Source organism: Pseudomonas sp. SJZ079, assembly GCF_007993865.1.
Classification (GTDB): Bacteria; Pseudomonadota; Gammaproteobacteria; order Pseudomonadales; family Pseudomonadaceae; genus Aquipseudomonas.
The window spans coordinates 304,664-330,635 of record NZ_VIUH01000002.1; the positions used below are offsets into that span (position 1 = coordinate 304,664).

Sequence of the window (25,972 nt, forward strand, 5' to 3'; positions counted from 1 at the left end):
CAGCCAATCCGCGCCGCCGCTTGATGAACCGTGCAAGCGACTGGACGCGCCGCGCCGCCGCAGCGAAGATCGCGCACCAGCGCCCCGAATAACCTCCCACTGACGCCGGCCTCAGCCGCAGAGAAAGCCCATGAGCCACAACAGCATCAGCCAGGACGAAATCAACGCCATCATCTGGAAGTCCTGCGATACCTTTCGCGGCAGCGTGGATGCCAGCGACTACAAGAACTACGTGCTGACCATGCTGTTCCTCAAGTACCTCAGCGACGTCTGGCAGGACCACTACGAGGGCTACCAGGCCAAATACGGCAACGAGCCGGCGCTGCTCACCGCCATGATGAAGACCGAGCGCTTCGTGCTGCCCGAGTCGGCCAACTTCTACAGCCTGTTTGAGCAGCGCCACCTGCCCGGCAACGGCGAGCGCATCGACGAAGCCCTGCACGCCATCGAAGAAAGCAACAGCCGCAAACTGCGCGACGTGTTCCAAGGCATAAAATTTAACGACAACAAGCTCGGCGAAGAAAAGAGCAAGAACAACCTGCTGCGCCACCTGCTGGAAGACTTCGCCCAGCCAGGCATAAACCTGCGTCCCTCGCGCATCGGCAGCCAGGACATCATCGGCAACGCCTATGAATTTCTCATCTCGCGCTTTGCCGCCGGCGCCGGCAAGACCGCCGGCGAGTTCTACACCCCGGCCCAGGTCAGCGACCTGCTGGCCGAACTGCTCGACCCGCAACCCGGCGAGCAGATCTGCGACCCGGCCTGCGGCTCGGCCTCACTGCTGATGAAATGCGGGCGCAAGGTGCTGGAGAAAACCGGCTCGCGCAATTACGCCCTGTTCGGCCAGGAATCCATCGGTGCCACCTGGGCCCTGGCCAAGATGAACCTGTTCCTGCACGGCGAGGAAAACCACGACCTGCGCTGGGGCGACAGCATCCGCCACCCACAACTGCTCGACGCCAGCGGCGGCCTGATGCACTTCGACGTGGTCACCGCCAACCCGCCCTTCTCCCTGGAGAAATGGGGCGTTGAGCAGGCCGAGCACGACAAGTACGGGCGTTTCCAGCGCGGCCTGCCGCCGAAAACCAAGGGCGACTACGCCTTTATCCTGCACATGATCGAAACCCTTAAGCCCGGCACGGGCCGCATGGGCGTGGTGGTGCCCCACGGCGTGCTGTTCCGTGGCGGCAGCGAGGGCAAGATCCGCCAGGCGCTGATCGAGGAAAACCTGCTGGACGCGGTGATCGGCCTGCCGGAAAAACTGTTCTTCGGCACCGGCATCCCGGCGGCGATCCTGCTGTTCCGCAAGAGCAAGCACAGCGACGACGTGCTGTTTATCGACGCCTCCCGCGACTTCGTCTCCGGCAAAAACCAGAACCAACTCGGCCCGCAGCAGCTGGAAAAGATCGTCGCCAGCTACCGCGCCCGCCAACACGTGGCCCGCTACGCCGAGCCGGTCAGCCTGCAGCGCATCCGCGACAACGACTACAACCTGAATATCCCGCGCTACGTGGATACCTTCGAGGCCGAAGAAGAGATCGACCTGCTGGCGATCAAGGCCGAGCGTGAAGTGCTGGAGCGGGAGCTGGTGGAGTTAAAGCGGGAGATGGATGGGTATTTGAAGGAGCTGGGGATATGAACCTTCGCTCAGACATTAAACAGCTCACGCTTGCAGATGTGATCCAAGGCGACATCAAAAACGGCTACTCCCCGAACAGCACAGAAAGCGAAACGGGGTATTGGGTTCTGGGCTTGGGAGCACTGACGGACGCCGGGCTGAACCCAACAGAAATCAAGCCTGTTGAGTTCAACGACAAAGTTCGATCCACACTTTTGGAGCCTGGCGATTTTCTTGTCAGCCGCTCAAACACACCTGACAAAGTCGGCCGCAGCCTAAGATTCAAGGGCGAAATCAAGAACTGCTCCTACCCAGACTTGATGATGAGGTTCAGGCCAAACACTCAGCTAATTGATGCCAGTTTTCTGGAGTATCAACTTCAGTCTGCCGGTGTTCGCGCCTACTTAAAAAGCTGCGCGGCCGGCAGCAGCGCTTCAATGGTGAAAATCACTAAATCCACCGTCGCCAATACTCCGATTCAGCTTCCACCTAGAGCCGAGCAAACCAAGATCGCCCAAATCCTTTCCACCTGGGACAAAGCCATCGCCACCACCGAACGCCTGCTTGCCAATAGCCAGCATCAGAAGCAGGCACTGATGCAGCAATTGCTGACGGGGCAGAAGCCCTTTACGGGTTTCCAGGAGGAATGGCAGCCCGCTGACTTCCCTTCTCTATTTCTCGTAAAAAACGACAAAAAAACTCAAACCACCTCCAGCAACTACCTTGGGCATGGCGCAACTCCAATTATCGACCAGGGGCAGGCATTGATAGCTGGCTATACAGATAGTCAGCAAGTATATAAAGATGTGCCAGTGATCGTTTTTGGCGATCACACCCGCATCATCAAATGGATTGATTTTGAATTTTCACCGGGCGCCGATGGCACACAAATACTGAAAACATCGGATCTATTAGACCCCCATTTCGGTTACTACCTGCTATCCAATGCAGAGATTCCAAGCCTTGGATACAGTCGGCATATGCGCGAACTCAAAGAAATTAAATTCTTCTATCCAACAGACAAAACCGAACAACAAAAAATCGCCCAGGTACTCGCCACCGCCGACGCCGAAATAACCAATCTGCAAGCGCAGCTGGCCAAGCTTAAGCTGGAGAAAAAAGCCCTGATGCAACAGCTGCTGACCGGCCAGCGCCGGGTCAGGCTGGACGATGAGGCAGCAGCCTGACCTCGACCGTGAGAGCGGCCTTGGCCGCGAAGCTTTTGTGTGGCCCGCAGCACTTCGCGGCCAAGGCCGCTCCCACAAAGAGCATCGTAGGGTGGGGTAGCCGCGGGCCAGGGTCACGCCAACAACGCCAAACCCGAGCACGCCGTAACCCACCATGGCGACCTACCGGTAAACCGCAATGGTGGGTTACGCGGCGCCCGGCTTGCGCGGTGATGCAAACGACCACCTTCAGCGCCGCTAACCCACCCTACGCCCAGACCTCCCGGCGCACATCTAACCCGAACCAAGAGACACCTGAATGAAAACCGACCCGCTCAGCGAAGCCGAACTGGATTATGTCGAGAGCATCCTGCTCAAGTACGGCAACGACGATTCGATACTCGACGCCTCCGAGTTGGACGGCTTTTTCATCGCGCTGATCTCCGGCCCCCAGATACTGCCGCCCAGCCGCTGGCTGCCGGCGCTGTGGGGCGGCACGCCGCCCAGGTTCGGCAAAGAGTCCGAGCTGCAGCGTTTTATGAATTTGCTGATTCAGCACATCAACAACTGCGTGTTGATGCTGATGGAATACCCGGCCGAGTTCGCCGCACTGTTTCAACAGCGCGAGCACCAAGACGAAACCATCACCATCGCCGAGGAGTGGTGCTTCGGCTATATGCGCGGCGTAGCCCTGGGCCAATGGCCGGCGCTGCCGGAGGCCGAAGCCGCACACCTGGCGGCGATCGACCTGCACGGCAGCGAGGCCAACTTTCCGCTGCTGGAGCAAATGAGCCAGGCCCAGCACCAGCAGTCGGTCGAGGCCATCGAACCGGCGGTGCGCGCCCTGCATGCCTACTGGCTGGCCCAGCGCAGCGAACATGACAGCCCCGCGCAAACCCCGCTGCGCGTCGCCGCCCAACCCGGCCGCAACGACCCCTGCCCCTGCGGCAGCGGGAAAAAATTCAAGCAGTGCTGCCTGCACTAACCGCCGCGCCAAACCGTAGGGTGGGTTAGGCGCGTACCGCAGTCGTACCAATAGCAGCAAACCCGACCGCGCCGTAACCCACCATGGCGGTCTACCGAATCACCGCGATGGTGGGTTACGCGGCGCCCGGCCCCGATGGCGCATTCGCACATACGGAACGCGCCGCTAACCCACCCTACGAGGCTTGGCATCACGCCTGACACGCGCCACCGGCCCCGTGGCTTGCCGTGCGCCACTTAGCCAGATAGACTCACTCCCAAAATGGGAGAACAGCGCCGTGCGAGTGATTGCACGAGGCACGTTGCGAGCCTTCTGGGAAAGCAGCCTGGCTTATGCTGACGCCATGACACCGCTGGTGGAATGGTATCGGCACATGGAAAAGGCCACTTATCCCACGCCGCAAGCCCTCAAGGCTGAGCTGCGCACGGCCAGTATCCTGAAAGGCAGCCGGGTGGTGTTCAACATCGCCGGCAACAAGTACCGGGTCATTCTGGCCATCGACTATGAGCGCCAACTGGCGTTTATTCGCTTTGTCGGCAGCCACGCCCAGTACGATCTGATCGATGCGGAGACAGTGTGATGAACATCAAACCGATTCGTAATGGCGACGACCTGGCCAACGCGCTGGCTCGTATGGAGCAGCTATGGGGCGCGCCAATGGACTCGCCTGCGGGCGATGAGCTGGAGATATTGGCCGTATTGATTGAGAAGTACGAAGAGCAGCACCAGCCGCTGCCGGCTTCCGACCCCATCGACGCGATCAAATTTCGCATGGACCAGCAAGGCTTGGTGCCGCGTGATCTGGAGCCTTTTATTGGCTCCAGTGGCCGCGTGTCAGAGGTGTTGAACCGCAAGCGCAAGCTGAGCTTGGCCATGATCAAACGCCTGCACGATGGCCTGCGCATCCCCTATGAAAGCCTGCTGGCCGACGCCGCCTAACAATAACGGCCACCACTGCCTTTAAACGCATCGTACTGCCGCACAAGGAAGCCTCATGCAGCCCGCCAGCGCTCAGGAAAAATACAGCGCCCAACAGCCAGCCCAAGCAACGGCCAAGGCGCTGATCCTGGCTGCGGAAACCGGCGCAGTGGACAACGCCGCGCTACGCGCCATCAGCGCTCTGGATACGCTAGCCGCCAGCCAGACACTGGGCCGGCTGCACCATCAGCGCCGCATGCTGGTAAAGGGTGGCGCCGGGCCTTCGACCTACTACCAGCTGGCAGATTTACCGGGCCAGCCACTTTTTCAGACACAAGGGCTTGCTGGCAACGGCCTCAACGCAAATACGAGTGACCTACCCGCTCCCTTGCTCGCCGCTATTGCCGCGCTGTCGGCCAAACCACGCAAGGATAAACTCTGGCCGTTGATCCTTTGGCTATGCAGCATCCGCCCATACAGCGCCGAGCAGTTGGCCAGGCAATTGAATCGCCAGGTGGTGGCCTTGAAGACCGGCCATTTAAATCTACTGCGCGAACAGCAGGGCCTGCTGGAATACCTGCACCGCGAAGTCGTCAACCTCCCGCAACAAGCCTATGTGACCAGCACTGCCGGTCGCCGATGGTTGGCCGAACAAGGAATAGTGCTGTGACCACCACGTCCGCCTTTGCGCATCCCAGATTTCAGGAAGAATTCAGCGCCAAGATTCCCGCCCTGGCGCTGCTGGCCAACCTGGGCTTCCGCTACCTGAGCCCCTCAGAAGCGCTGCAACTGCGCGGCAGCAGGGAGCGGGTAGTGCTGACAACGGTGCTCAAAGCCGAACTGGCCAAGCGGCGCTTTTTCAGCGGCGGCGTGGAACATGGCCTGAGCGAGGCGGCGCTGACCAAGCTGGTCGGCGAGATCAGCCATCCACCGCTGAACGAGGGCTTGCAGGCGGCCAACCAGCGCCTGTCCGATCAACTGCTGTATGGGGTGAGCGTCAGCGACTTCGTCGCGGGCAGCAAGGTCAACCCGACCATCGCGCTGATCGACTGGCAGAACCCGAGCAATAACAATTTTCACCTGACCGAGGAGCTGGGCGTGGGCTGCACCAGCGGTATCGGCCAGCGTATCCCGGATATCGTGCTGTATGTGAACGGCCTGCCGCTGGTGGTGATCGAGGCCAAACGGCCGGACGCCAACAGTGGCAAGGACCTGATCAAGCAGGGCATCTCGCAGATGCTGCGCAACCAGCGCAGCGAGGAAATCCCCCAGTTGTTCGCCTTCAGCCAGTTGCTGCTGGTGGTCGATGGCAGCGGCGGGCGTTACGGCACCGTGGGCACCACCGAGAAGTTCTGGGCCGCCTGGCGTGAGGAGGAGATCAGCGAGGTGGCGTTTGCCGAGCTGAAGAACCGCCCGCTGCACGCGGCCCAGGAACAGGCGCTGTTCGCCAATCGCCCCGCCGCCAGCCTGGCTTGGTACCGCAGCTGGCTGGCCGGCGGGCTGCTGGCCAGCCAGCAGGACAAACTGCTGGCCAGCCTGTGCCGGCCGGATCGGTTGCTCGAGCTGGTGCGCTTCTACACCTTCAGCGACAACAAGCACGGCAAGCTGGTCGCGCGTTATCAGCAGGTGTTCGGCATCCGCGCGCTGATCGCGCGAATCCAGCAGCGCGATGCCCGTGGCGCACGCCAGGGCGGGGTGATCTGGCACACCACGGGCTCGGGCAAGTCGATCACCATGCTGCTGCTGAGCAAGGCGCTGATCTTCCACCCGGACCTGCAGAACTGCCGGGTGCTGGTGATCACCGACCGCACCGATCTGGAAGCCCAGCTGAGCAAGACCTTCGCCAGCGCCGGGGTGTTTACCGCACGCGATCAGGAGGAGGCCCTGAGCCAATCCGGCCGGCACCTGGCGCAGCAGATCGGCAAGGGCTCGGCGCGGGTGATGTTCGCGCTGATCCAGAAATTCAACTCGGCGGCCAAGCTGCCGGAATGCCGCAACGACAGCAGCGATTTCATCGTACTGGTGGACGAGGGCCACCGCTCCCAGGGCGGCGAAAACCATGTGCAGATGCGCCTGGCGCTGCCCAATGCGGCTTTCGTCGCCTTTACCGGCACGCCGCTGCTGCTGGATGAAAAGACCCAGAACAAGTTCGGCCCCATCGTGCACGCCTACACCATGCAGCGCGCGGTGGAGGACGGCACGGTGACGCCGCTGCTGTACGAGGAACGGCGCCTGGAGCTGGATGTGAATGACCGCGCCATCGACAACTGGTTCGAGCGCCACACCCAGGGCCTGAGCGCGGCGCAGCAGGCCGATTTGAAGAAGAAGTTCGCCAAGAAGGGCGAGCTGTACAAGGCCCTGGGCCGCCTGGAGCTGATCGCCCACGACATCAGCGAGCACTTCAGCAACTCGGTGCTGGACGGCCTGAAAGGTCAGGTGGCCTGCGACAGCCGGGTTTCGGCGATCCGCCTGAAGGGCTTTCTGGATGAGATCGGTCTGGTCAGTTCGGCACTGGTGATGTCCGCCCCGGACAGCCGCGAGGGCAACACCGACAGCGACGAGAACAGCAAATCCGTGGTGCAAACCTGGTGGGACGCCAACGTCGGCAAGGAAGACGGCAGCGCCTACAAACAACGCATGATCGAGGCGTTTGCGCAGGACCACGGCCCTGACCTGCTGATCGTTATCGACCAGTTGCTGACCGGCTTCGACGAGCCGCGCAACGCGGTGCTGTACATCGACAAGAACCTCAAGCAGCACAACCTGATCCAGGCCATCGCGCGGGTCAACCGTCTGCACCCGAACAAGAAGTTCGGCCTGCTGATCGACTATCGCGGCATTCTCGGCGAGCTGGACACCACCATCGCCCAGTACCAGGACCTGGCCACTCGTACCCAGGGCGGCTACAGCATCGATGACCTCGACGGCCTGTACAGCCCGATGAGCACCGAATACAAGAAGCTGCCGGGCCTGTATCAGCGCCTATGGGCGATGTTCGCCGAGGTGAAGAACAGCCAGGACATCGAGCAGATGCTCGCCGTACTGCTGCCGCGCCTGCAGGAGATTAACGGCGCGCAGGTGGACACCCGGCAGAAGGCCCGCGATGACTTCTACGGGCTGCTCAGCGAGTTTGCCGGCTGCCTGGCGATTGCCCTGCAGTCGCAGGCATTCTTCCAGGACAAGAGCGTCAGCGAGGGCACACGCCGGCAGTACAAGGAAACCGTCAAACAGCTCTCCAACCTGCGCCAGCGCCTGAAACAGGCCACCGGCGACACCGTGGACTACGACGAATACGCGGTGCAGGTGAAGAAGCTGATGGACAAGCACGTGGTCGGCGTCGGCGTGCAGGAGCCCAAGGGCGCCTATCTGGTCGGCGAGATGGGCGCCCATCAGCCCGAGACCTGGAGCGAGGAAAAGACCCGCAACGAGAAGGACATCATCCAGACCCGGGTGACCAAGGAAATCGAGCAGTTGCTGGATGATCCTTACGCGCAGAAGGCCTTCTCCGAGCTGTTGCGCCAGGTCATCGCCGAGGCCGATGCATTGTTCGATCACCCGCTCAAGCAGTACCTGCTGTTCAAGGAGTTCGGCGAACAGGTGCAGCAGCGCCACCTCGACGAACTACCGGAAGCGGTACGTGGCAATCCCCACGTGCAGGCCTACTTCGGCGCCTTCAAGCTGCTGCTCGATGAGCATCGCCTGCCACTGGGCGAGGCCGATACGCCAAAGTGGGTAGCGCTGGCCGAACAGACCGATGCCATCGTCGGCCAGGCTGTGGCGGAGTTTTCCATCAACCCCTTGAATATCGAGGCGGCGGTGCGGCAAAAGCTGCTGCCCCTGTATTTCATGGCGCTCAAGGCACTCGGTTTAGGCATGGACCAGGTGCAGGCGCTAGTCGAGCAGGTGGTGCTGGTGGTTCGCGCCGGGGCACGCAGAACCTGATGAATATTCTGCATTACGGCGGCGAGGCGATCCCTTATCAGCTGCGCAACTCGTCCAGCCCGACGCGCAAGCTGACCATCAAGGTGCAGCCAGACGGGCGGGTGTTGGTGTTGGCGCCGGCAGATGCCAGTGCCGAACAGGTCAATGCCGGAATAAATAAGCGCGCACGCTGGATCTGGGAGCAGCTGCAGCCGATCCGGGAACGCCTGACCCATGTGCGGCCGCGCCAGTACATCAGTGGCGAAACCCACTTCTATCTGGGCAAGCGCTACCCGCTCAAGGTGATCGAGACGGCCAGCGCACCAGGCCAAGTGAAACTGCTGTGCGGCATGCTCACCGTCACCCTGCGCCAGGCCAAGCCCGAGAAAGTGCGCGAAATGTTATTCGACTGGTACAAGGCGCGCGCCCGCGAGCAGTTCAGTCGCCGCCTGGCCAATCTGATCGGGCAAGCCCACTGGATCGAGCAGCAGCCACCCTTGCGCTTACTGACCATGCAAACCCAATGGGGTAGCTGCTCGCATTCCGGCACCCTAACGCTCAACCCGCATCTGGTCAAAGCCCCGCCGGAGTGCATCGACTATGTGCTGCTACATGAGCTTTGCCACCTCGCCGAGCACAACCATTCAGAAGCCTTCTGGCGTTTGTTGGGGCAGCTGATGCCGGGCTGGCAAGCCGTCAAGGAACGCCTCGACGCCATGGTCGAGCTGTACCTTAACGACGTGGGGCGATAGCCGAAGGTTGCGTGCTACGCTTAAACCGCTATGCCACCGCCAGCCCGCGGAACTACTAGCTTTTCCAATTACCCGGAATTCGGTAATATCAAAGCGCCACGCCTGCATTACGGTGCGCTCCAAGGAAAGCCAGACCATCTGCCCTGAGAAACAGTGCAGACACAGGAGATATATACGAATGGAATCCACTAAGCCTGAGAAACGCCAATACCATGCAATGCGCGCTCACATCGATCAACTACTGGCCAAGGGCTGGTCAATTTCGGGGCGCGACCCTCTTCGCCTGGAAAGTGCCGGCCACAGCTGCATCGTTCGCCACGGCATGCTGATCAGCGACATCGCCTCATCACTTAGGGCCGCCTAGACGGCCCCGCCTGCCAGGCCCTGCGTCCTTTACTGCCGAACATCGACAGCAGGGTCCGGCAGACACCCGCCCACAGAAGCGCCAGCTGACCAAGCACGCATTTCCCTCCCATCCCCAGCAAGGAGGCTTTCAGCTTGCCTCCACCTCCGCAGTGCACTGCAAAAGCCCCCACCCGCGCAGCGGGCTTTTTTGCGCCTGCGCGACAGGCAACTGTAGCGATGCGACAACCCCGCGGCCACGTACTCTTTACTCGCGCTTGCCTGCTTGGCGCTCATCCAGGCGCTATGCTAGCGTGACGCTTCGCCAGGAAGGCCCGTAGACTGCCGGAGTGCTTCCGCATAAGAAGAAGAGGACACCCAATGGCTGAGGCCACGCCCGCGCTGGAAATCCGCAACCTGCACAAACGCTTCGGCGACCTTGAGGTGCTCAAAGGCATCTCCCTGACTGCCCGTGACGGCGACGTGATCTCCATCCTCGGCTCCTCCGGCTCCGGTAAGTCGACCTTCCTGCGCTGTATCAACCTGCTGGAAAACCCCAATCAGGGCCAGATCATCGTCGCGGGTGAAGAACTCAAGCTCAAGCCCGGCAAACATGGCGACCTGGTCGCCGCAGATGGCAAGCAGATCAACCGGCTGCGTAGCGAACTGGGATTCGTCTTCCAGAACTTCAATCTGTGGCCGCACATGAGCGTGCTCGACAACATTATCGAGGCGCCGCGCCGCGTGCTCGGCCTGAGCAAGGTGCAGGCCACAGAGCGGGCCGAGGCGTTGCTGGCCAAAGTCGGTATTGGCGACAAACGCCACGCCTACCCCAACCAGCTATCCGGCGGCCAACAGCAACGTGCAGCCATTGCCCGCACCCTGGCCATGCAACCGAAAGTGATCCTCTTCGATGAGCCGACTTCAGCCCTCGACCCGGAAATGGTACAAGAAGTGCTTAGTGTGATCCGCGCGCTCGCCGACGAAGGTCGCACCATGCTGCTGGTTACCCACGAAATGGGCTTCGCCCGCCAGGTGTCCAGTGAAGTGGTATTCCTCCACCAGGGTCAGGTGGAGGAGCAAGGGTCGCCCGAGCAGGTATTTGACAATCCGAACTCGGCGCGCTGTAAACAGTTCATGTCCAGCAATCACTAAATGGAGCTACATCGCATGCAGAAATATAAGAATATCCTGCTGGCTGCGGCCGCTACTCTGGCCTTCGGCACCAGCGCCGTCGCTGCTGACAAACTGAAAATCGGTACCGAAGGTGCGTATCCACCCTTCAACCTGATCGACGCCAGCGGCCAGGTGGTCGGCTTCGACGTGGACATCGCCCAGGCCCTGTGCGCCAAGATGAAGACCGAGTGCGAAGTGGTTACCTCCGACTGGGACGGCATCATCCCGGCCCTGAACGCCAAAAAATTCGACTTCCTGGTAGCCTCGATGTCGATCACCGAAGAGCGTCAGCAGGCCGTCGACTTCACCGAACCCTACTACACCAACAAACTGCAGTTCATCGCACCCAAGGGCAGCGATTTCAAAACCGACAAAACCAGCCTGAAAGGCAAGGTGATCGGCGCCCAACGCGCGACCATCGCCGGTACTTGGCTGGAAGACAACCTGGACGGCGTGGTCGATATCAAGCTCTACGACACCCAGGAAAACGCCTACCTCGACCTGTCCTCGAGCCGCCTGGATGGCGTATTGGCGGACACTTTCGTCAACTGGGAATGGCTCAAGAGCGACGCCGGCAAGGACTTCGAATTCAAGGGTGACCCGGTATTCGACAACGACAAGATCGGCATCGCCGTGCGCAAAGGTGATCCGCTGCGCGAAAAGCTGAATGCCGCGCTCAAGGAAATCGTAGCCGACGGCACCTACAAGCAGATCAACGACAAGTACTTCCCCTTCAGCATCTACTAAGCAGCCGGCGTTGCGTCGCCCTACTGGGCGGCGCAGGCTTCTGAGCCCCTATGAATTTAGACCTCCACGGATTTGGCCCGGCCCTGGCCGCCGGCACGCTGATGACCATCAAGTTGGCACTCTGCGCGCTGAGCCTGGGGCTGCTGCTCGGCTTGCTCGGTGCACTGGCCAAGACTTCGCCGTACAAGCCGCTGCAATGGCTTGGCGGCACCTATTCGACCATCGTCCGCGGCGTTCCCGAGCTGCTCTGGGTACTGCTGATCTACTTCGGTACGGTCAACCTGATGCGCGATATCGGTGAGGCCATAGGCCGCCCCGGGCTTGAGTTAAGTGCCTTCGCCGCCGGCACCATCGCGCTCGGCATATGCTTCGGTGCCTACGCCACCGAGGTGTTTCGCGGCGCTATCCTGGCCATCCCCAAGGGCCATCGCGAAGCCGGCCAAGCGCTCGGCCTGTCCACGCCACGTATCTTCTGGCGTCTGATCCTCCCGCAGATGTGGCGTATCGCCCTACCCGGCCTGGGCAACCTGTTCATGATCCTGATGAAGGACACCGCACTGGTGTCGGTGATTGGCCTGGAGGAAATCATGCGCCGCTCGCAGATCGCCGTAACCTCGAGCAAAGAACCCTTTGTCTTCTTCATGGTGGCGGCTTTTATCTACCTGGGCCTCACCATTCTCGCCATGATTGGACTGCACTTCCTTGAGAAACGTGCCGGCCGCGGCTTCATCAGGAGCGCCGCATGAATTGGGAAGTGATAATCACGTGGCTGCCACGCCTGGCTGAAGGCGCCATGCTGACCCTGGAGCTGGTTGGCATCGCAGTGCTCGCCGGGCTGATCCTGGCGATTCCCCTGGGCATTGCTCGTTCATCCAAGCATTGGTACGTGCGCGCCGTGCCTTACGGCTACATCTTCTTCTTCCGCGGCACGCCCCTGCTGGTGCAGCTGTTTCTGGTCTATTACGGTCTGGCCCAGTTCGACGCGGTGCGCCAGGGCCCGCTCTGGCCATACCTGCGCGACGCCTACTGGTGTGCGATCCTGACCATGACCCTGCACACCGCCGCCTATATCGCCGAGATCCTCCGCGGCGCCATCCAGGCCGTACCGCCGGGCGAGGTCGAGGCCGCTCGCGCCCTGGGCATGTCGCGCTGGCAAACCATGCTCTACATCATCCTGCCGCGCGCCGCGCGTATCGGCCTGCCGGCCTACAGCAACGAAGTGATCCTGATGCTCAAGGCCAGCGCCCTGGCCAGCACCGTCACCCTGCTGGAGCTGACCGGCATGGCCCGCACCATCATCGCCCGCACCTACCTGCCGGTGGAGATCTTCTTCGCCGCCGGACTGTTCTACCTGGGCATCGCCTATGTCCTGGTACGCGGCTTCAAGCTGCTGGAACGCTGGCTGCGCGTCGACGCCTGCCAGGGCCGCTGAACAGCCGGTGCATTGCCGCCGCCACCATGCTTAGTGACAGAGTCAGCATGCACGACCAGCCTCTTAGCGGTGCCTCCTTGCTCCAGCGCTTTCTAGCGCTGGATGATTTTCTGACCACGCACCAAGCCTTGTGGCGGCCAAGGCCGTTCACCCTGCGACAACTGCCGTGGGAGGCCGATCACCCCGAACTGGCCCACTGGCTCAGAGCACGCAGCCTGGAGCAGGCCGAAGCCGAGCACAATCAACCGCAGCAGCTGGTAGCTCCGGCGCCCTTTGCTCAGCTGGCCCAACAAGCTGGCGCGCTGACTCGAGTCGGTGAATTACCGCAGCAACCGGCGGTCAAGCCGCCCGCGCGCTTCTCGGTCGACGTTCCCGGGCGCAAGTGGCAGCAGATCCTGGCCTTCGGCAGCAGCCTGCAGTTCCAACAAGCGCCCCAACATTGGCTAGACTGGTGCGCCGGCAAAGGCCACCTCGGTCGCGTGCTGGCCCATGACGGACGCCCACTGACCTGCCTCGAGCACAACCCGCAACTGGTGAGCAGCGGGCAGAAGCTCAGTCAACGCCTAGCGCTTATCGCCCAGCATGTTGAGCAAGACGTGCTGGCCGCCGACGCCATCGACCAGCTCACCCACGAACACACCCCGGTCGCCCTGCATGCCTGCGGCGACCTGCATGTACGCCTGCTGCAACTGGCCAGCAGCGCTGGCTGCCGCCAACTGGCAGTGGCTCCCTGCTGCTACAACCGCATCAGCACACCCGGCTACCAACCTCTGTCCTCAGCTGCACAGGCCTCCGATCTGCAGCTCTCGCTGGACGACCTGGGCCTGCCCCTCAGCGAGACCGTCACCGCAGGCACCAGAATTCGCCGTCAACGTGACCTGTCCATGGCCCGTCGCCTGGCGTTCGACATCTTGCAACGCGAACTACGTGGCATCGATGAGTACCTGCCTACACCCTCATTACCGCCAAGCTGGCTGAATAAGGATCTGGCCGACTACTGCACAGACCTGGCTGCCCTGAAAGGCCTTCCAGCGCCCCCCCCATCGTACGATTGGGCAGAACTGCAGACCCAGGGCTGGCAACGACTGGCTCAGGTGCGCAATCTGGAACTGCTGCGCGCCTTGTTCCGTCGCCCACTGGAACTGTGGCTGGTGCTCGATCGCGCCCTCTACCTGCAAGAGCAGGGTTTTACCGTCCGCCTCGGCAGCTTTTGTCCTCAGCAGCTCACCCCGCGCAACCTGCTACTGCTCGCTGAACGCCCCTGAGTTGCCCACAGAAGCTGTGGATAACTGTGTTGATAGTTTCTGAGCAAACGCCTACAACGTCGCTCCCAGGCGCATCTAAAGCATCTGTTCGCTTTTTAAGCAAAAAACAAAACCCAGTAAAAACAGCCATTTACAGCGAACAGCGACACAGCGCACAAAAACAGCGCACGGCCGTTCCCGCCTCCTCTCACTTGTGCATAAGGATTTTGCTACTGATAGCCGGCCCAGTATTTTTCTGTAGCTAGACGGCTTTACTCAGGCAAATGAATGGATATAATGGCGGCCCTGAAATGCCGGTATAGCTCAGCTGGTAGAGCAACTGACTTGTAATCAGTAGGTCCCGAGTTCGACTCTTGGTGCCGGCACCATACAAATCAAAGGCTTACGAGAAATCGTAGGCCTTTTTTTGTTGGAAAAAATCCGTCCGAGGTGTACTTGGGGTGTACCTTTGACAAAGTCGCACCTCTGCATAGGATTGCCGCGCCCGCCCTAGCTAGAGAGTCTAGGGCCGGTCAGATAGATGATTTCGGCTGGACGAAGTCCCCGTCCCATTTCCGGAGACCACTCATTGAGACGTTTAGCATCCCGCCGAAAACCTCAATACCCCCAACACTTTTAGGGGAGCGCATACCGAGCCAGGTGCGATCGACGTGCAGAAGAGCCCTGAGGCGCGGCAGCCGCACTGGCTGAAGGGACAGCTAGGAGGAGGGAAAATGGGAGGAGGAGGCTAAGCCATCACGCTGACCATGCCGAACTACTCCTTAACCACGGACAGATCATCTTTCACCAACGCGAGCATGGCCTCCAAATCAAGGCCTTCCTTTTGCATATAACTGCTCACCAACAGAGTGAGTGGGTGCATCAGCAATACACTGGCTAGTGCTTCCACCTTCTCCAGCGTGGGGCATTTCGAGCCGAGCTCCAGCTCACTCATATACGAACGACTTGTGACCTCGGTGAAGTCTTCCTGGTTACACCAACTCGTCCAGCTCTACCGTTAAGAACGGTCGGACCATCTCTTCCCGGCTGCACCCATAGCTGCTGAATACCCATAGCCGCGGCTGGCGCATGCGCCGAGTGACGCCACAGGCCAGGCAACCCTCTAGCCCCTGGAGGCGTGTGGCGAACTGCGTCAGACATTGCTCCAGCCTTGCATCGGCTCCTGGACGGATGCGGATTTCCAGGATACTCACGGCATTGATGGACATAGCGAAAACCTCATGGGACAGAGGTCGGTGGCGAGCGCCGGCCGAGTGGAGCTATCAGGGAGAATTCGAGCAGGTGCTAGTTGGCGTCGGCTGTCTCGCGCTAAACGGCTCGCGCGGCGCGCGCTTTCACCTGTCGGGAGAGTCCGAGCTTGATGCCGACCAGCAAGGGGGCAGCGATGACAAAAAGCAGGGTGACCGCGATGAACGCGGTGTCGAAGGCAATCACTGTGGACTGACCTGTCACGACCCGGCCTAGAAGGCTCGTCGCCACCCGGCTAGCAGCCGCTGCGTCCATCCCTTTCGCCGTCAACAGGTCTGTCGTGGTCGTCAGCCGCTCAATGACAGCGGTCCCTCCGCCGGTGACGTTAGCGCCGAGGGCCGCGACATTCGCGACATTCGCGACGACGTTATGGTCGATCAGTGTCTGCAGTGCTGCGACCCCCATAAGACCGCCAAGCTGGCGACCCGTGTTGAAGAGGCCAATTCCGCCGGCGAGGTTTCGCTGATTGAGGTTGCTGAACGCGATCAGCGTGATCGATAGAAACAGGAAGCCCAGGCCCAGGCCGCGCAACAGGATGGCGGCCATCATGTCGTCCGCGCCGCTTTCGCTGGTCGAACCGGACAGCATCCACATCGCCAGCATGATCATCAGGATGCCAAAGGGCACGGTGGTGACCGGCGGAACGCGGCGGGCCTGGAAGAGAAAGGCGGAAATGAGCAGCCCGCCGATGAACAACGCGCCACTGGGCAACCGTCGTTGACCGGCACGATATCGAGCAAGCCAACACCCGGTGTAACGAAGCGGCCGATACGAACCTGGCGGTTACCGATAACGCCAGCCACAGGCGCCCGTATCACAGTGCTGTCGAGATCGATCTGGGCGAGGTCGCGCGCCGCCTGTGCCTGCGCCAAGCCAGCCACGGCGGCTTCGCGCTCTGCCACCAGGACGGCGATGCGTTGCTGCTGCGCCTCTACCGTTGCCGAAGCGGCCGCTAGTGTCGCCTCGGCTTTCGCCCGCGCCGCGCCGCTTTCATCGACGAGGGCTTGGCTGACCGCGTTGCTGCGAATGAGTTTACGGCTGCGATCGTGGGTCTTGGTCGCCAGATTCAGCTCGGCCACGGCCGAACGCCTCTGGGCTTGGGCCTGGATAATCAGGGCGCGCTGCAGCTGGGTCTGGGCATCGACATTGGTCAGGCGCGCCTGGGCAGCGTTGACAGTGGCCGCTGCTTGGGCAAACCGTGCGCGGTAGTCCCGATCGTCGATCCGGAACAGCACCTCACCCACCCGAACGCTTTGGTTGTCCTCGACCTCTACCGCCGTGACATAGCCGGCCACTTTGGCGGCGAGCGAGGTGACATCGCCACGGACATAAGCGTTGTCGGTCGAGGTCTGAGCGCTGGTAAACGCCAGGGTCCCGCCGACCGCCACGACCACCACGGCGCCGATGCACAGCAGCATGCCGAGCAGCTTTCTCTTGTTTCGCCGCGGCACCGGGACACCGGTCTCGGCGCTTGCGCCAGTGGCAATGGCCGCCGTGTCCTGGAACGCGTTCATGCTCTGATTTCCTCTGAATGGCCAAAGACCCCGGCAGCCACTGGGCGGCAGTAGCCTGCCGCCCAGTGGCTGCCGAACGTCGCGCGGCGCGTTGAGCGGTTATTGACGGGTGGGGGTGACCAGCTCCTGTTCGTCGCTGTCGAGGACGAACACGGCCAGCAGGCGTGCGGGTTCCGTGTCGCTGGCATTGGCGCTGACTTCGTGCACGGAACCCGGCTCCTCTACGAAGTTTTCGCCGACGTGGTAGATCTTTTCCGGCTGGCCTTTGACTTTGATGCGAAACGCACCCTCCAGCACCGTTGCATAGATGAAGGCCGTTTTCGGATGGGTGTGGGACGGCGACGCGGCGCCCGGCCCGTACTCGACGACCACACCCTTCATGCTCTTGCCAGGGATGTTGGGAATGGGCCGGTCAAACACGACTGTCACCTTGCTGGCGGGCGCTTCAGTGGCCGACGCGGCGCCGATCGACAGTGCGGCGAAAGCCGCGGCTAAGAGAAATCGGGTAACCATGACAATCCTCCTGCGAATGTATTTGTCGTGAAGGCGCGGCCCGCTAGCGGGTCGACACCTTCCTGAGTTGTCTTTGCAAGCTTCAACGCCCCGCTTCGGCCGTCGACTGCGCGAGCCAATCCTCGAAGCGGATCGCGCCGAGGCGCGGGCTCTTGCCGGGGGTCAGCGATTGATCGTCCAGGACCGCGCCGAAGTAGCGCGCGTGCACGTCCGCCACGACCTTGCGCGCGTCCTGGGTTGCCCGCAGCATGCGCCTGACCATTTCGTCGAGCGGCACGGCCTCGGGACCGCCGACTTCCAGCGTGCCATTGACCGGCGCTGCCAGCGCCACCTCGGTGAGCGCCGCCGCCACGTCGTCGGACGCGATCGGCTGGATCAGTGCCGGCGACAGGCGAATCTCCTCGCCGACGGTGGCCGCCTGGGCAATGCCGCCGACGAATTCGAAGAACTGGGTGGCACGCAGGATGGTGTAAGGCATGCCGGATGCCTTGATGAGGCTTTCCTGCGCGACCTTGGCGCGGAAATAGCCGCACTCGGGCAGCCGTTCGCTACCGACGATCGACAGGGCAACGTGATGGCGGACGCCGGCGGCAGCTTCGGCGGCCAGCAGGTTGCGGCTCGAGGTCTCGAAAAACTCGAGCACGGCCTGGTCTTCCCAGGACGGCGCGTTCGCCACGTCGACGACGACATCCGCGCCATCCAGCGCTTCGGCCAGGCCCTCGCCGGTGATGCTGTTCACGCCCGTGCGTGGGCTGGCTGCGAGCGCGTCATGGCCACGTTCGCGCAGGTTCTTCACAAGCTTCGATCCAATGAGACCGGAGCCTCCGATGACGACGATTTTCATGGCTTCTCTCCGCTTTCCGACGGCAACCATTTGCTGTCGATGTGGGCAAAGAGTGCCTGTGCGCACCGAGGAAGTCCTTGTGCCGGCCTTGAGTTTGCCTTCGGCCACGCTTGGTTTTTCGTCCAAAGGCGCCGTGGTGCGAATCGCCTCCTCTGCCCTCGACGGTGCAGCGGCATAGGCGCTGCCGTATCATCCAGACCAGGTACCAATCGCCAGCTCGGACACGGAGTCGAGGGCGCTCGACCAGGGGATACTCGCCTTGCCATTCGTGTTTGAAGACTACGTGCTCGATCAGGACCGCCGGGAGCTGAGCTTGCGTGGGCAAGTCGTGGCCGTCGGCCCGCAGGTCTTCGATCTGTTGCTGTATCTGGTCAGCAACGGCGATCACGTGGTCAGCAAGGACGACCTGCTGGAGGCGGTGTGGAGCGGCCGGATCGTCTCGGAATCGACCATTACCAGCCACATCAATGCGGCGCGCAAGGCCGTCGGCGATACCGGCGAGGAGCAACGCCTGGTGCGCACGGTTCCCCGTAAGGGTTACCGCTTCGTCGGCGAGCTCAAGGTCGGCGAGATCGGCGATGCACCGCCGCCTGACGGGCCAGGCAGCGGCGAACGCGTGCCCGTTGCGGCAAACGAAACGCCGCCGGCCGCACTCGTCCTCCCGGACAAGCCCTCGATCACCGTCCTGCCCTTCCAGAACCTGAGCGGCGATCCGCAGCAGGAGTATTTCGCCGACGGCGTGGTGGAGGACATCATCGCCGCCCTGTCACGTTTCCGCTGGCTGTTCGTCATCGCGCGCAATTCGAGCTTCACCTACAAGGGCCGGATGGTCGACGTTAAGGACGTCGGCCAGGAGCTCGGGGTACGCTACGTGCTGGAAGGTAGTGTGCGTAAGTGCGGCAACAAGGTGCGCATCACCGGGCAGCTAATCGACGCGACGACCGGCACGCATATCTGGGCGGAGCGCTTCGAAGGCCTACTCGACGACATCTTCGAACTGCAGGACCAGATCACCGAAAGCGTCGTCGGCGCGATCGCGCCGCAGCTCGAACGGGCGGAAATCGAGCGTGCCAAGCGCAAACCGACGGAAAACCTGGACGCCTACGACCATTACCTGCGCGGCATGGCGAAACTGCACAGTGGCACCCGGGAAGCCATCGAGGAGGCGCTGTCGTTGTTCTACAAGGCCACCGAGCTCGATCCGGAGTTTGCCTCGGCCTATGGCATGGCGGCCTGGTGCCATTTTTGGCGCAAGTTGAATGGCTGGATGAGCGACCGAACGCGAGAGATCGCCGAGGGCGCGCGACTCGGGCGCCTGGCGGTGGAGCTTGGCCGCGATGATGCGGTGGCGCTGACCCGCGGCGGACATGCCCTGGCTCATCTTACGGGCGATCTCGATGGCGGCATTGCGCTGCTCGACAGGGCGCGCCTGCTCAATCCCAACCTCGCCCCCGCCTGGTTCCTCGGTGGCACCCTGCGCGCGCTGCGCGGTGAAACAGAGGCCGCTATTGAGCACCTGGCGCATGCCACTCGCCTAAGTCCGCTGGATCCGGAAATGTTCCGGATGCAGGTTGGGATGGCCCTCGCACACTTCATCGCCGGGCGCTTCGACTGCGCCTCGGCCTGGGCAGAAAAGGCGCGGGGGAACCTGCCCAGCCTACTGGTCGCGGTTGCCCTGGAGGCGGCCAGTCATGCGCTCAGCGGGCAAATGGACAAGGCGAAGCTGGCGATGCAGCGCCTACACGAGCTGGATCCGTCTTTGCGCGTCTCGAAGCTGAAGGACTGGCTGCCAATCCAACGCCCCGAGGATTTCGCGCGGTTTGCGCAGGGGTTACGGTTGGCGGGGTTACCGGAGTGATTGCGGCCTGATTGGCCCTCTCCGATGCCTCACGGTAACTCACCGCTACAGCGATTTTTCTTGTCCGGTAGGGGTCAATTAAAGGGGTCGGGATTAATGGGATCGGAGTGATTAAAAATCAATCACTCCGATCCCTTTAGCTCCACGGGAGTGGCATCACTGTAGCTCTCGCGGAGCTCCACCTGCGCGCTTAGCTCGCCCAGAGGCTGGCGGGCCAGCGCAAGCATATCCGCTGAGGGATCGACGCCGACGAAGCGCCCGTCAGGCCGGACCAGGCAGCACACTTTAAGTTCTAGGCCAGCACCCGCGCCGAGCACCAACACCCGACCCTGCTCGTGCACCTTCTCGGCCAGAAGTAGCGCAGCCATCTGCTGCAAGCCATGGAAACCGGGGACCTGCCGAGCGGGGCCCTCGCGTATCGGGCGACCACCTGCGGATCAGAAAAGGGACGCATGCAGATCTCCGAAGTCGGCTGAATCAGTGGTTCTCGAAAACCAATGACTGGTGCGTGGCGGCCCCTGCCATGGCCCCATCGCCCACAGCCAGTGGCACTGAACCACCCGCTCGCGCAACATCACCGCATGCGTACACGCCTTTCACACTGGTCGCCTTCATGGCGTCGGTGCGGATAATCCGACCGAAGAAACCCTCATCGAACTCGCACCCCAGCATGGCGGCGAGAGGGCTGGCAACCTCTACCCGGGTAGGCACGAACAGCCCGTCCAGGCGAAGAGAACGCCCGCTGCGAAGCACAATGTCCAGATCGCCGTCGACCCGATGGACGACCTCGCGCTCCAGCTGCACACCCCGTGCGGATAATTTCGCCAGCTGCTCGGTGTTGGGCTCGAACGCCTCGTTCAGGAACAATGTCGTGTCTCCCCAGTCCGGTAACAGAAGCGCCAAGTGCATGGACATAGCAGAAGTGGCGATGATTCCAATCCTCCCACGATCCAGCTCGTAGCCATGGCAGTAGGGACAATGGAAGACTCGGCTGCCCCAGCGTTCAGCCAGGCCCGGGATATCGGGCAGGCGGTCGACAACCCCACTGGCCAGGATGATGCGGCTCGCTTCTCGCGGCTCAGCTCCCTCGATGCGGATGCGGAAGCCCTGGTCCGTCCGCTCGGCGCCTACGGCTTTGCCCGTGAGCCACTCGACGGTCCTGTAGGTCATGAGCTGCTCACGCCCCTGCTGGGCAATGGTGGCCGGGTCGTTGCCGTCCTGGGTCAGGAATCCATGGGAATGCGCGGCATACCGATTGCGCCGCACGCCCTCATCCACCACCAATACCCGGCGGCGTGCACGAGCCAACGGCAACGCGGCCGATAAGCCGGAATAGCTACCGCCAACAATTATCACGTCGTACTGCATACCTGCTTCCCTCCACGGTTTGCCCATGCCGCCCCGGGCATGCGACAGCATCCCTGCTTGGCAGCCCCGTGACTCATGAAACATTTAGAGCTACATGATATGACGAGGACTTTTTTTCACGCAACTTATAAAGTGTCATTATCGACCTTGCCTGACGCGAGGCACGCTATGAGGCACTTCAATGAGAAAGGACAGCAGGCTCTCCCGCATGCTCCACGTGCTACTGCACATGGCCAAGCACGATCATCCTTTCACCTCTGAGCAGATCGCCGGGATGCTGCACACCAATCCCGTGGTGGTCCGACGCACCATGGCGGGCCTGCGCCAAGCCGGCTACGTGCGCTCGGAGAAAGGCCACGGCGGCGGTTGGATGCTGGTCGGAGATTTCGAGTCCATCACCTTGCTGGATATCCACAATGCAGTCGGAGGGCCGAGGATATTTGCCATCGGTAACGAGCACGACAATCCGGAGTGCGCAGTCGAGCGCGTAGTAAATGCCGCTCTGGAAGAAGCGCTAGGTGAGGCTGAAGCTCTATTGATCAACCGGCTGGGCACGATCACCTTGGCGAAGGTGGCAGGTGATTTCGATGCCTTATGCAACGGGATAGGGCGCTAGCTGTGATCTCTCAGTAGATTGTTCATCCGGGCATTCCCGGAATTCTGGAAGTGCGACCAGCAGAGTCTTCCAGGAGTCCCGGATGAACCTGCATGTACACGCCCGCCTTACCCCACGTGGTCGAGCCCTTTGGGTTCGGTGCATTCACCATGGCCTGCGGGTCGAAGATGCCACCCAGACGAAAGAGTCGCGGTCGGCCATCGCCTCAAGAAACTCGAACCTGCGCAGGCAACGCTTGCAGGCAAGCCGCTCAGTCGACAAGCTACGCGGCATATTTTCAGTCAGTCACAGAGGGCAATGTTTTCATGCGTATTCTGGTCACCGGTGGCGCGGGCTTTATTGGCTCGGCACTGATCCGCCATCTGCTCAACGACACCAAGCATCAGGTGCTCAACCTCGACAAGCTGACCTACGCCGGCAACCTGGAGTCCCTGGCCAGTGTCGCGGACAACCCGCGCTACCAATTCCTGCAGGCCGATATAGTCGATCAGGCGGCGGTCGGCGCCGCGCTGGCGCAGTTTCAGCCGGACGCCATCATGCACCTGGCCGCCGAATCCCATGTCGACCGTTCCATCGACGGCCCGGCGGCGTTTATCCAGACCAATATAGTCGGCACCTACAGCTTGCTGGAAGCCAGTCGCGCTTACTGGTCAGGCCTGCCGGAGGCACGCAAGCAGGCGTTTCGCTTCCACCATATTTCCACCGATGAGGTGTATGGCGACCTGCACGGCGTCGATGACCTGTTCAGCGAGAGCACGCCCTACGCACCCAGCTCGCCCTACTCGGCCAGCAAGGCCGCGTCCGACCACCTGGTGCGCGCCTGGCAGCGCACCTATGGGTTGCCGGTGCTGCTGACCAACTGCTCGAACAACTACGGCCCCTACCACTTCCCCGAGAAACTCATCCCCCTGGTGATCCTCAACGCCCTGGATGGCAAGCCGCTACCGGTGTATGGCAACGGCCAGCAGGTGCGTGACTGGTTGTATGTCGAGGATCATGCCCGCGCCCTGCTCAAGGTGGTGAGCGAGGGGCGGGTGGGCGAGACCTACAACATTGGCGGGCATAACGAGCAGAAGAACCTCCACGTGGTGGAAAGCATCTGCGCCTTGCTGGACGAGCTGGCGCCGCGACAAGCGGATCGCGGGGCAGCAGCCGGGTCACAAGCTGGCTCCTACAAAGAACTCATTACCTTTGTGCAGGACCGCCCCGGTCACGACCAGCGCTATGCCATCGACGCCGGCAAGATCGAGCGCGAGCTGGGCTGGAAGCCCGAAGAAACCTTCGCCAGCGGCCTGCGCAAGACCGTGAACTGGTATCTGGCCAATCTCGACTGGTGCCGCCGCGTGCAGGACGGCAGCTATCAACGCGAGCGCCTCGGTGCGCTCAAGGAGCACGACGCATGAAAGGTATCATTCTCGCGGGCGGCTCCGGCAGCCGCCTGCACCCGATTACCCTCGGCGTGTCCAAGCAACTGCTGCCGATCTACGACAAACCGATGATCTACTACCCGATCTCGGTGCTGATGCTCGCCGGCATCCGCGACATCCTGATCATCTCCACCCCCGAAGACCTGCCCAACTTCCAGAAGATGCTCGGCGACGGTAGCCAGTTCGGCGTGCGCTTCAGTTATGCCGAGCAGCCTTCGCCAGACGGCCTGGCCCAGGCCTTCCTGATCGGCGAGCAGTTCATTGGCCAGGACCCGGTGTGCCTGATCCTCGGCGACAACATCTTCCACGGCCAGGGCTTCGGCGAACAGCTCAAACGCGCGGTCAACAGCCCCTCCGGGGCCAGCGTCTTCGGCTACTGGGTGAAAGACCCCGAACGCTTCGGCGTGGTCGAGTTCGACGCACAGGGCCGGGCGCTGTCGATCGAGGAAAAACCCGCCAAGCCAAAATCCCACTACGCCGTCACCGGCCTGTATTTCTATGACAACGACGTGATCGAGATCGCCAAGGCGGTGAAACCCTCGGCCCGCGGCGAACTGGAAATCACCGACGTCAACAACGCCTACCTGCAGCGCGGCGATCTGCGCGTCGAGCGCTTCGGCCGCGGTTTTGCCTGGCTCGACACCGGCACCCACGACAGCCTGCTGGAAGCCTCGCAGTACGTGCAGACCATCGAGCATCGCCAGGGCCTGAAGGTCGCCTGTCTGGAGGAAATCGCCTTCCACAATGGCTGGATCGACCGCGAACAATTGCTCAGCCAAGCCCAGGCTTTCGGCAAGACCGGCTACGGCCAATATCTGTTCAGCCTGGCGGAGGAGCACGCATGAAGGTCATCGCAACCGATCTACCCGAGGTGTTGATCCTCGAACCCAAGGTCTTCGGCGACGAACGCGGCTTCTTCTATGAGAGCTTCAACGCCCGCGCCTTCGCCGAGGCCACCGGCCTGCAGCGCGAGTTCGTCCAGGACAACCACTCACGCTCGCAGCGTGGCGTGCTGCGCGGCCTGCATTACCAAGTGCAGCAGGCCCAGGGCAAACTGGTGCGGGTCACCGCCGGCGAGGTCTTCGATGTGGCGGTGGATGTGCGCCGCAGCTCGCCGACCTTCGGCCGTTGGGTCGGTGTGCAGCTGTCCGCCGACAACAAGCGCCAGCTGTGGGTGCCGGAGGGCTTCGCCCATGGCTTCCTGGTGCTCAGCGAGTTCGCCGAATTTCTCTACAAGACCACCGACTACTACGCCCCGGAGCATGAGCGCTGCATCCGCTGGGACGACCCGAGCCTGGCCATCGACTGGCCGCTGAGCGAAGCGCCGCAACTCTCCGGCAAGGACCAGACTGGCCTCAGCCTCGACGATGCGGAGCTGGCGCCATGAAGATTCTGTTGCTCGGCCAGCACGGCCAGGTCAGCCGCGAGCTGCATGCGAGCCTGCGGGATCAGGCCGAACTGATAGTGCGCGGCCGCGAGCAGCTGGACCTGGCCCAGCCCGAACAGATCCGTCAGCAGGTGCGCGCGCTGCGCCCCGGACTGATCATCAACGCTGCCGCCTACACCGCGGTGGACCAGGCCGAAAGCGAACCCGAGCTGGCCTTCGCGATTAACGCCGTGGCGCCAGGGGTGCTGGCCGAGGAAGCCGCCGCACTGGGTGCGCCACTGATCCACTACTCCACCGACTACGTCTACGACGGCTCGAAATCGGCGCCCTACGTCGAGAGCGATCCGACCAACCCGCTTGGCGTCTACGGCCAGAGCAAACTGGCCGGCGAACGGGCGCTGCAAGCGGTCGGCGGCGCGCAGCTGATTCTGCGCACCAGCTGGGTCTACTCGCTGCACGGACGCAACTTCCTGCTGACCATGCAGCGCCTGCTGCAGGAACGCGACGAGCTCAAGGTGGTCGCCGATCAGATCGGCGCGCCGACCTGGGCCGGCAGCATCGCCAGCACCACCGTCCAGCTGATCCAGCGCTGGCGTGAGGGTCAAGCCGGGCCCTGGGGTCTGTATCACCTCAGCGCCCAGGGCGAAACCTCCTGGTTCGGCTTCGCCAGCGCGATCGCCGAGCAGCTGCGCGCCGCAGGCAAGCGCGCCGGCCAGCTGCAGCCGATCCCGAGCAGCGCCTACCCCACTCCGGCGCAGCGCCCGCTCAACTCGCGCCTCGACTGCAGCCGCCTGCAACGCGACTGGCAGGTCCAGCTACCAAACTGGCACGACGCTCTGCTGGAGTGCTTGCACAGCCCGCGCTGAGGCCCGAAT

At 62.1% G+C, this 25,972-nt stretch carries 25 protein-coding genes, 1 tRNA gene and 2 pseudogenes; 20 read left to right on the top strand and 8 right to left on the bottom strand.

Annotated features, from left to right (window positions below):
* The first annotated feature begins 130 nt into the window (after positions 1 to 130).
* From FBY03_RS03535 to FBY03_RS03605, 14 genes are all read left to right on the top strand, one after another.
* Entirely contained in the window at positions 131 to 1,639 is a 1,509-nt protein-coding gene (locus tag FBY03_RS03535) for a type I restriction-modification system subunit M (protein WP_147170814.1), read from the top strand.
* Positions 1,636 to 2,805 carry a restriction endonuclease subunit S gene (locus FBY03_RS03540; RefSeq protein WP_147170815.1) on the top strand — a complete coding sequence of 390 codons (1,170 nt, stop codon included), beginning with the start codon at positions 1,636 to 1,638 and terminating at the stop codon, positions 2,803 to 2,805. Before FBY03_RS03535 ends, FBY03_RS03540 begins: the two co-directional genes overlap by 4 nt.
* 298 nt (positions 2,806 to 3,103) lie before the next feature.
* Entirely contained in the window at positions 3,104 to 3,769 is a 666-nt protein-coding gene (locus FBY03_RS03545; protein WP_147170816.1) for a YecA family protein, read from the top strand.
* Positions 3,770 to 4,046: 277 nt separating this feature from the next.
* Complete coding sequence (locus FBY03_RS03550; protein WP_147170817.1) at positions 4,047 to 4,349, top strand: type II toxin-antitoxin system HigB family toxin; 303 nt, start codon at positions 4,047 to 4,049, stop codon at positions 4,347 to 4,349.
* Positions 4,349 to 4,708 carry a type II toxin-antitoxin system HigA family antitoxin gene (locus FBY03_RS03555; RefSeq protein WP_147170818.1) on the top strand — a complete coding sequence of 120 codons (360 nt, stop codon included), beginning with the start codon at positions 4,349 to 4,351 and terminating at the stop codon, positions 4,706 to 4,708. Before FBY03_RS03550 ends, FBY03_RS03555 begins: the two co-directional genes overlap by 1 nt.
* A 55-nt stretch (positions 4,709 to 4,763) precedes the next feature.
* Entirely contained in the window at positions 4,764 to 5,357 is a 594-nt protein-coding gene (locus FBY03_RS03560; protein ID WP_147170819.1) for a hypothetical protein, read from the top strand.
* Positions 5,354 to 8,629 (top strand): type I restriction endonuclease subunit R, encoded by a 3,276-nt coding sequence (locus FBY03_RS03565; protein ID WP_256677850.1) that lies wholly within the window; start codon positions 5,354 to 5,356, stop codon positions 8,627 to 8,629. The genes FBY03_RS03560 and FBY03_RS03565 overlap by 4 nt, the downstream gene beginning before the upstream one ends.
* The gene (locus tag FBY03_RS03570; protein ID WP_147170821.1) at positions 8,629 to 9,360 is read left to right on the top strand and encodes a M48 family metallopeptidase; all 732 of its coding nucleotides are present in this window, start codon (positions 8,629 to 8,631) and stop codon (positions 9,358 to 9,360) included. Before FBY03_RS03565 ends, FBY03_RS03570 begins: the two co-directional genes overlap by 1 nt.
* Before the next feature lie 723 nt (positions 9,361 to 10,083).
* Positions 10,084 to 10,857 (top strand): ABC transporter ATP-binding protein, encoded by a 774-nt coding sequence (locus FBY03_RS03580; RefSeq protein WP_147170823.1) that lies wholly within the window; start codon positions 10,084 to 10,086, stop codon positions 10,855 to 10,857.
* Positions 10,858 to 10,872: 15 nt separating this feature from the next.
* Positions 10,873 to 11,625: an ABC transporter substrate-binding protein gene (locus FBY03_RS03585; RefSeq protein ID WP_147170824.1), complete on the top strand. Its 753-nt coding sequence runs from the start codon at positions 10,873 to 10,875 to the stop codon at positions 11,623 to 11,625.
* Between the two features lie 50 nt (positions 11,626 to 11,675).
* Positions 11,676 to 12,371, top strand: a complete 696-nt coding sequence (locus FBY03_RS03590) for an ABC transporter permease (RefSeq protein ID WP_147170825.1) — start codon at positions 11,676 to 11,678, stop codon at positions 12,369 to 12,371.
* Positions 12,368 to 13,057 carry an ABC transporter permease gene (locus tag FBY03_RS03595; protein ID WP_147170826.1) on the top strand — a complete coding sequence of 230 codons (690 nt, stop codon included), beginning with the start codon at positions 12,368 to 12,370 and terminating at the stop codon, positions 13,055 to 13,057. The genes FBY03_RS03590 and FBY03_RS03595 overlap by 4 nt, the downstream gene beginning before the upstream one ends.
* Before the next feature lie 47 nt (positions 13,058 to 13,104).
* Positions 13,105 to 14,322: a methyltransferase gene (locus FBY03_RS03600; RefSeq protein ID WP_147170827.1), complete on the top strand. Its 1,218-nt coding sequence runs from the start codon at positions 13,105 to 13,107 to the stop codon at positions 14,320 to 14,322.
* 292 nt (positions 14,323 to 14,614) lie between these two features.
* Positions 14,615 to 14,690, top strand: a tRNA-Thr gene (locus FBY03_RS03605).
* Positions 14,691 to 15,076: 386 nt separating this feature from the next.
* Here FBY03_RS03605 and FBY03_RS03610 read toward each other — a convergent pair.
* From FBY03_RS03610 to FBY03_RS03635, 6 genes and pseudogenes are all read right to left on the bottom strand, one after another.
* A complete protein-coding gene (locus FBY03_RS03610; RefSeq protein WP_147170828.1) occupies positions 15,077 to 15,256 on the bottom strand; it encodes a hypothetical protein in 180 nt (59 codons plus the stop codon).
* A gap of 37 nt (positions 15,257 to 15,293) precedes the next feature.
* Complete coding sequence (locus FBY03_RS23105) at positions 15,294 to 15,530, bottom strand: hypothetical protein (RefSeq protein WP_147170829.1); 237 nt, start codon at positions 15,528 to 15,530, stop codon at positions 15,294 to 15,296.
* Between the two features lie 100 nt (positions 15,531 to 15,630).
* Positions 15,631 to 16,296, bottom strand: a pseudogene (locus tag FBY03_RS03620) (MFS transporter); the annotation flags it as partial.
* Positions 16,269 to 17,084: pseudogene (locus tag FBY03_RS03625) on the bottom strand (HlyD family secretion protein); the annotation flags it as partial. The pseudogenes FBY03_RS03620 and FBY03_RS03625, both read right to left, overlap by 28 nt.
* A 99-nt stretch (positions 17,085 to 17,183) precedes the next feature.
* Positions 17,184 to 17,597: a cupin domain-containing protein gene (locus tag FBY03_RS03630; protein ID WP_147170830.1), complete on the bottom strand. Its 414-nt coding sequence runs from the start codon at positions 17,595 to 17,597 to the stop codon at positions 17,184 to 17,186.
* Between the two features lie 82 nt (positions 17,598 to 17,679).
* Positions 17,680 to 18,441 carry an SDR family oxidoreductase gene (locus FBY03_RS03635; RefSeq protein WP_147170831.1) on the bottom strand — a complete coding sequence of 254 codons (762 nt, stop codon included), beginning with the start codon at positions 18,439 to 18,441 and terminating at the stop codon, positions 17,680 to 17,682.
* Between the two features lie 259 nt (positions 18,442 to 18,700).
* Here FBY03_RS03635 and FBY03_RS03640 point away from each other — a divergent pair, with 259 nt between their 5' ends.
* Entirely contained in the window at positions 18,701 to 20,299 is a 1,599-nt protein-coding gene (locus FBY03_RS03640) for a winged helix-turn-helix domain-containing protein (RefSeq protein ID WP_147170832.1), read from the top strand.
* Between the two features lie 122 nt (positions 20,300 to 20,421).
* On the opposite strand, the gene FBY03_RS03645 is transcribed toward FBY03_RS03640, so the two are convergent.
* Together FBY03_RS03645 and FBY03_RS03650 are read right to left on the bottom strand one after the other, a co-directional pair.
* Positions 20,422 to 20,667 (bottom strand): class I SAM-dependent methyltransferase, encoded by a 246-nt coding sequence (locus FBY03_RS03645; protein ID WP_147170833.1) that lies wholly within the window; start codon positions 20,665 to 20,667, stop codon positions 20,422 to 20,424.
* A 109-nt stretch (positions 20,668 to 20,776) separates the two neighbouring features.
* Positions 20,777 to 21,667 carry an NAD(P)/FAD-dependent oxidoreductase gene (locus FBY03_RS03650; protein ID WP_147170834.1) on the bottom strand — a complete coding sequence of 297 codons (891 nt, stop codon included), beginning with the start codon at positions 21,665 to 21,667 and terminating at the stop codon, positions 20,777 to 20,779.
* A gap of 181 nt (positions 21,668 to 21,848) precedes the next feature.
* On the opposite strand from FBY03_RS03650, the gene FBY03_RS03655 reads away from it, so the two are divergent.
* The 5 genes from FBY03_RS03655 to rfbD all read left to right on the top strand — a co-directional run bounded on the left by FBY03_RS03655 (position 21,849) and on the right by rfbD (position 25,963).
* Positions 21,849 to 22,283: an Rrf2 family transcriptional regulator gene (locus FBY03_RS03655; protein ID WP_147170835.1), complete on the top strand. Its 435-nt coding sequence runs from the start codon at positions 21,849 to 21,851 to the stop codon at positions 22,281 to 22,283.
* 305 nt (positions 22,284 to 22,588) lie between these two features.
* Positions 22,589 to 23,686 carry a dTDP-glucose 4,6-dehydratase gene (rfbB, locus tag FBY03_RS03665; protein ID WP_147170836.1) on the top strand — a complete coding sequence of 366 codons (1,098 nt, stop codon included), beginning with the start codon at positions 22,589 to 22,591 and terminating at the stop codon, positions 23,684 to 23,686.
* Entirely contained in the window at positions 23,683 to 24,555 is an 873-nt protein-coding gene (rfbA, locus tag FBY03_RS03670; RefSeq protein WP_147170837.1) for a glucose-1-phosphate thymidylyltransferase RfbA, read from the top strand. The genes rfbB and rfbA overlap by 4 nt, the downstream gene beginning before the upstream one ends.
* Positions 24,552 to 25,097 carry a dTDP-4-dehydrorhamnose 3,5-epimerase gene (rfbC, locus tag FBY03_RS03675; RefSeq protein WP_147170838.1) on the top strand — a complete coding sequence of 182 codons (546 nt, stop codon included), beginning with the start codon at positions 24,552 to 24,554 and terminating at the stop codon, positions 25,095 to 25,097. Before rfbA ends, rfbC begins: the two co-directional genes overlap by 4 nt.
* Positions 25,094 to 25,963: a dTDP-4-dehydrorhamnose reductase gene (gene rfbD, locus FBY03_RS03680; RefSeq protein WP_147170839.1), complete on the top strand. Its 870-nt coding sequence runs from the start codon at positions 25,094 to 25,096 to the stop codon at positions 25,961 to 25,963. Before rfbC ends, rfbD begins: the two co-directional genes overlap by 4 nt.
* The last annotated feature ends 9 nt before the right edge of the window (positions 25,964 to 25,972 follow it).

Excerpts from the sequence above, each read along its gene's own strand:
- rfbA (WP_147170837.1), top strand. The coding sequence starts at position 23,683 with ATGAAAGGTATCATTCTCGCGGGCGGCTCCGGCAGCCGCCTGCACCCG.
- FBY03_RS03610 (WP_147170828.1), bottom strand. The coding sequence starts at position 15,256 with ATGAGTGAGCTGGAGCTCGGCTCGAAATGCCCCACGCTGGAGAAGGTG.
- FBY03_RS03650 (WP_147170834.1), bottom strand. The coding sequence starts at position 21,667 with ATGCAGTACGACGTGATAATTGTTGGCGGTAGCTATTCCGGCTTATCG.
- FBY03_RS03595 (WP_147170826.1), top strand. The coding sequence starts at position 12,368 with ATGAATTGGGAAGTGATAATCACGTGGCTGCCACGCCTGGCTGAAGGC.
- FBY03_RS03645 (WP_147170833.1), bottom strand. The coding sequence starts at position 20,667 with ATGGCTGCGCTACTTCTGGCCGAGAAGGTGCACGAGCAGGGTCGGGTG.
- FBY03_RS03630 (WP_147170830.1), bottom strand. The coding sequence starts at position 17,597 with ATGGTTACCCGATTTCTCTTAGCCGCGGCTTTCGCCGCACTGTCGATC.
- FBY03_RS03580 (WP_147170823.1), top strand. The coding sequence starts at position 10,084 with ATGGCTGAGGCCACGCCCGCGCTGGAAATCCGCAACCTGCACAAACGC.
- FBY03_RS03570 (WP_147170821.1), top strand. The coding sequence starts at position 8,629 with ATGAATATTCTGCATTACGGCGGCGAGGCGATCCCTTATCAGCTGCGC.
- rfbC (WP_147170838.1), top strand. The coding sequence starts at position 24,552 with ATGAAGGTCATCGCAACCGATCTACCCGAGGTGTTGATCCTCGAACCC.
- FBY03_RS23105 (WP_147170829.1), bottom strand. The coding sequence starts at position 15,530 with ATGTCCATCAATGCCGTGAGTATCCTGGAAATCCGCATCCGTCCAGGA.
- FBY03_RS03655 (WP_147170835.1), top strand. The coding sequence starts at position 21,849 with ATGAGAAAGGACAGCAGGCTCTCCCGCATGCTCCACGTGCTACTGCAC.
- FBY03_RS03585 (WP_147170824.1), top strand. The coding sequence starts at position 10,873 with ATGCAGAAATATAAGAATATCCTGCTGGCTGCGGCCGCTACTCTGGCC.
- FBY03_RS03600 (WP_147170827.1), top strand. The coding sequence starts at position 13,105 with ATGCACGACCAGCCTCTTAGCGGTGCCTCCTTGCTCCAGCGCTTTCTA.
- FBY03_RS03555 (WP_147170818.1), top strand. The coding sequence starts at position 4,349 with ATGAACATCAAACCGATTCGTAATGGCGACGACCTGGCCAACGCGCTG.
- FBY03_RS03590 (WP_147170825.1), top strand. The coding sequence starts at position 11,676 with ATGAATTTAGACCTCCACGGATTTGGCCCGGCCCTGGCCGCCGGCACG.
- FBY03_RS03535 (WP_147170814.1), top strand. The coding sequence starts at position 131 with ATGAGCCACAACAGCATCAGCCAGGACGAAATCAACGCCATCATCTGG.
- FBY03_RS03540 (WP_147170815.1), top strand. The coding sequence starts at position 1,636 with ATGAACCTTCGCTCAGACATTAAACAGCTCACGCTTGCAGATGTGATC.
- FBY03_RS03635 (WP_147170831.1), bottom strand. The coding sequence starts at position 18,441 with ATGAAAATCGTCGTCATCGGAGGCTCCGGTCTCATTGGATCGAAGCTT.
- rfbB (WP_147170836.1), top strand. The coding sequence starts at position 22,589 with ATGCGTATTCTGGTCACCGGTGGCGCGGGCTTTATTGGCTCGGCACTG.
- FBY03_RS03560 (WP_147170819.1), top strand. The coding sequence starts at position 4,764 with ATGCAGCCCGCCAGCGCTCAGGAAAAATACAGCGCCCAACAGCCAGCC.
- FBY03_RS03545 (WP_147170816.1), top strand. The coding sequence starts at position 3,104 with ATGAAAACCGACCCGCTCAGCGAAGCCGAACTGGATTATGTCGAGAGC.
- rfbD (WP_147170839.1), top strand. The coding sequence starts at position 25,094 with ATGAAGATTCTGTTGCTCGGCCAGCACGGCCAGGTCAGCCGCGAGCTG.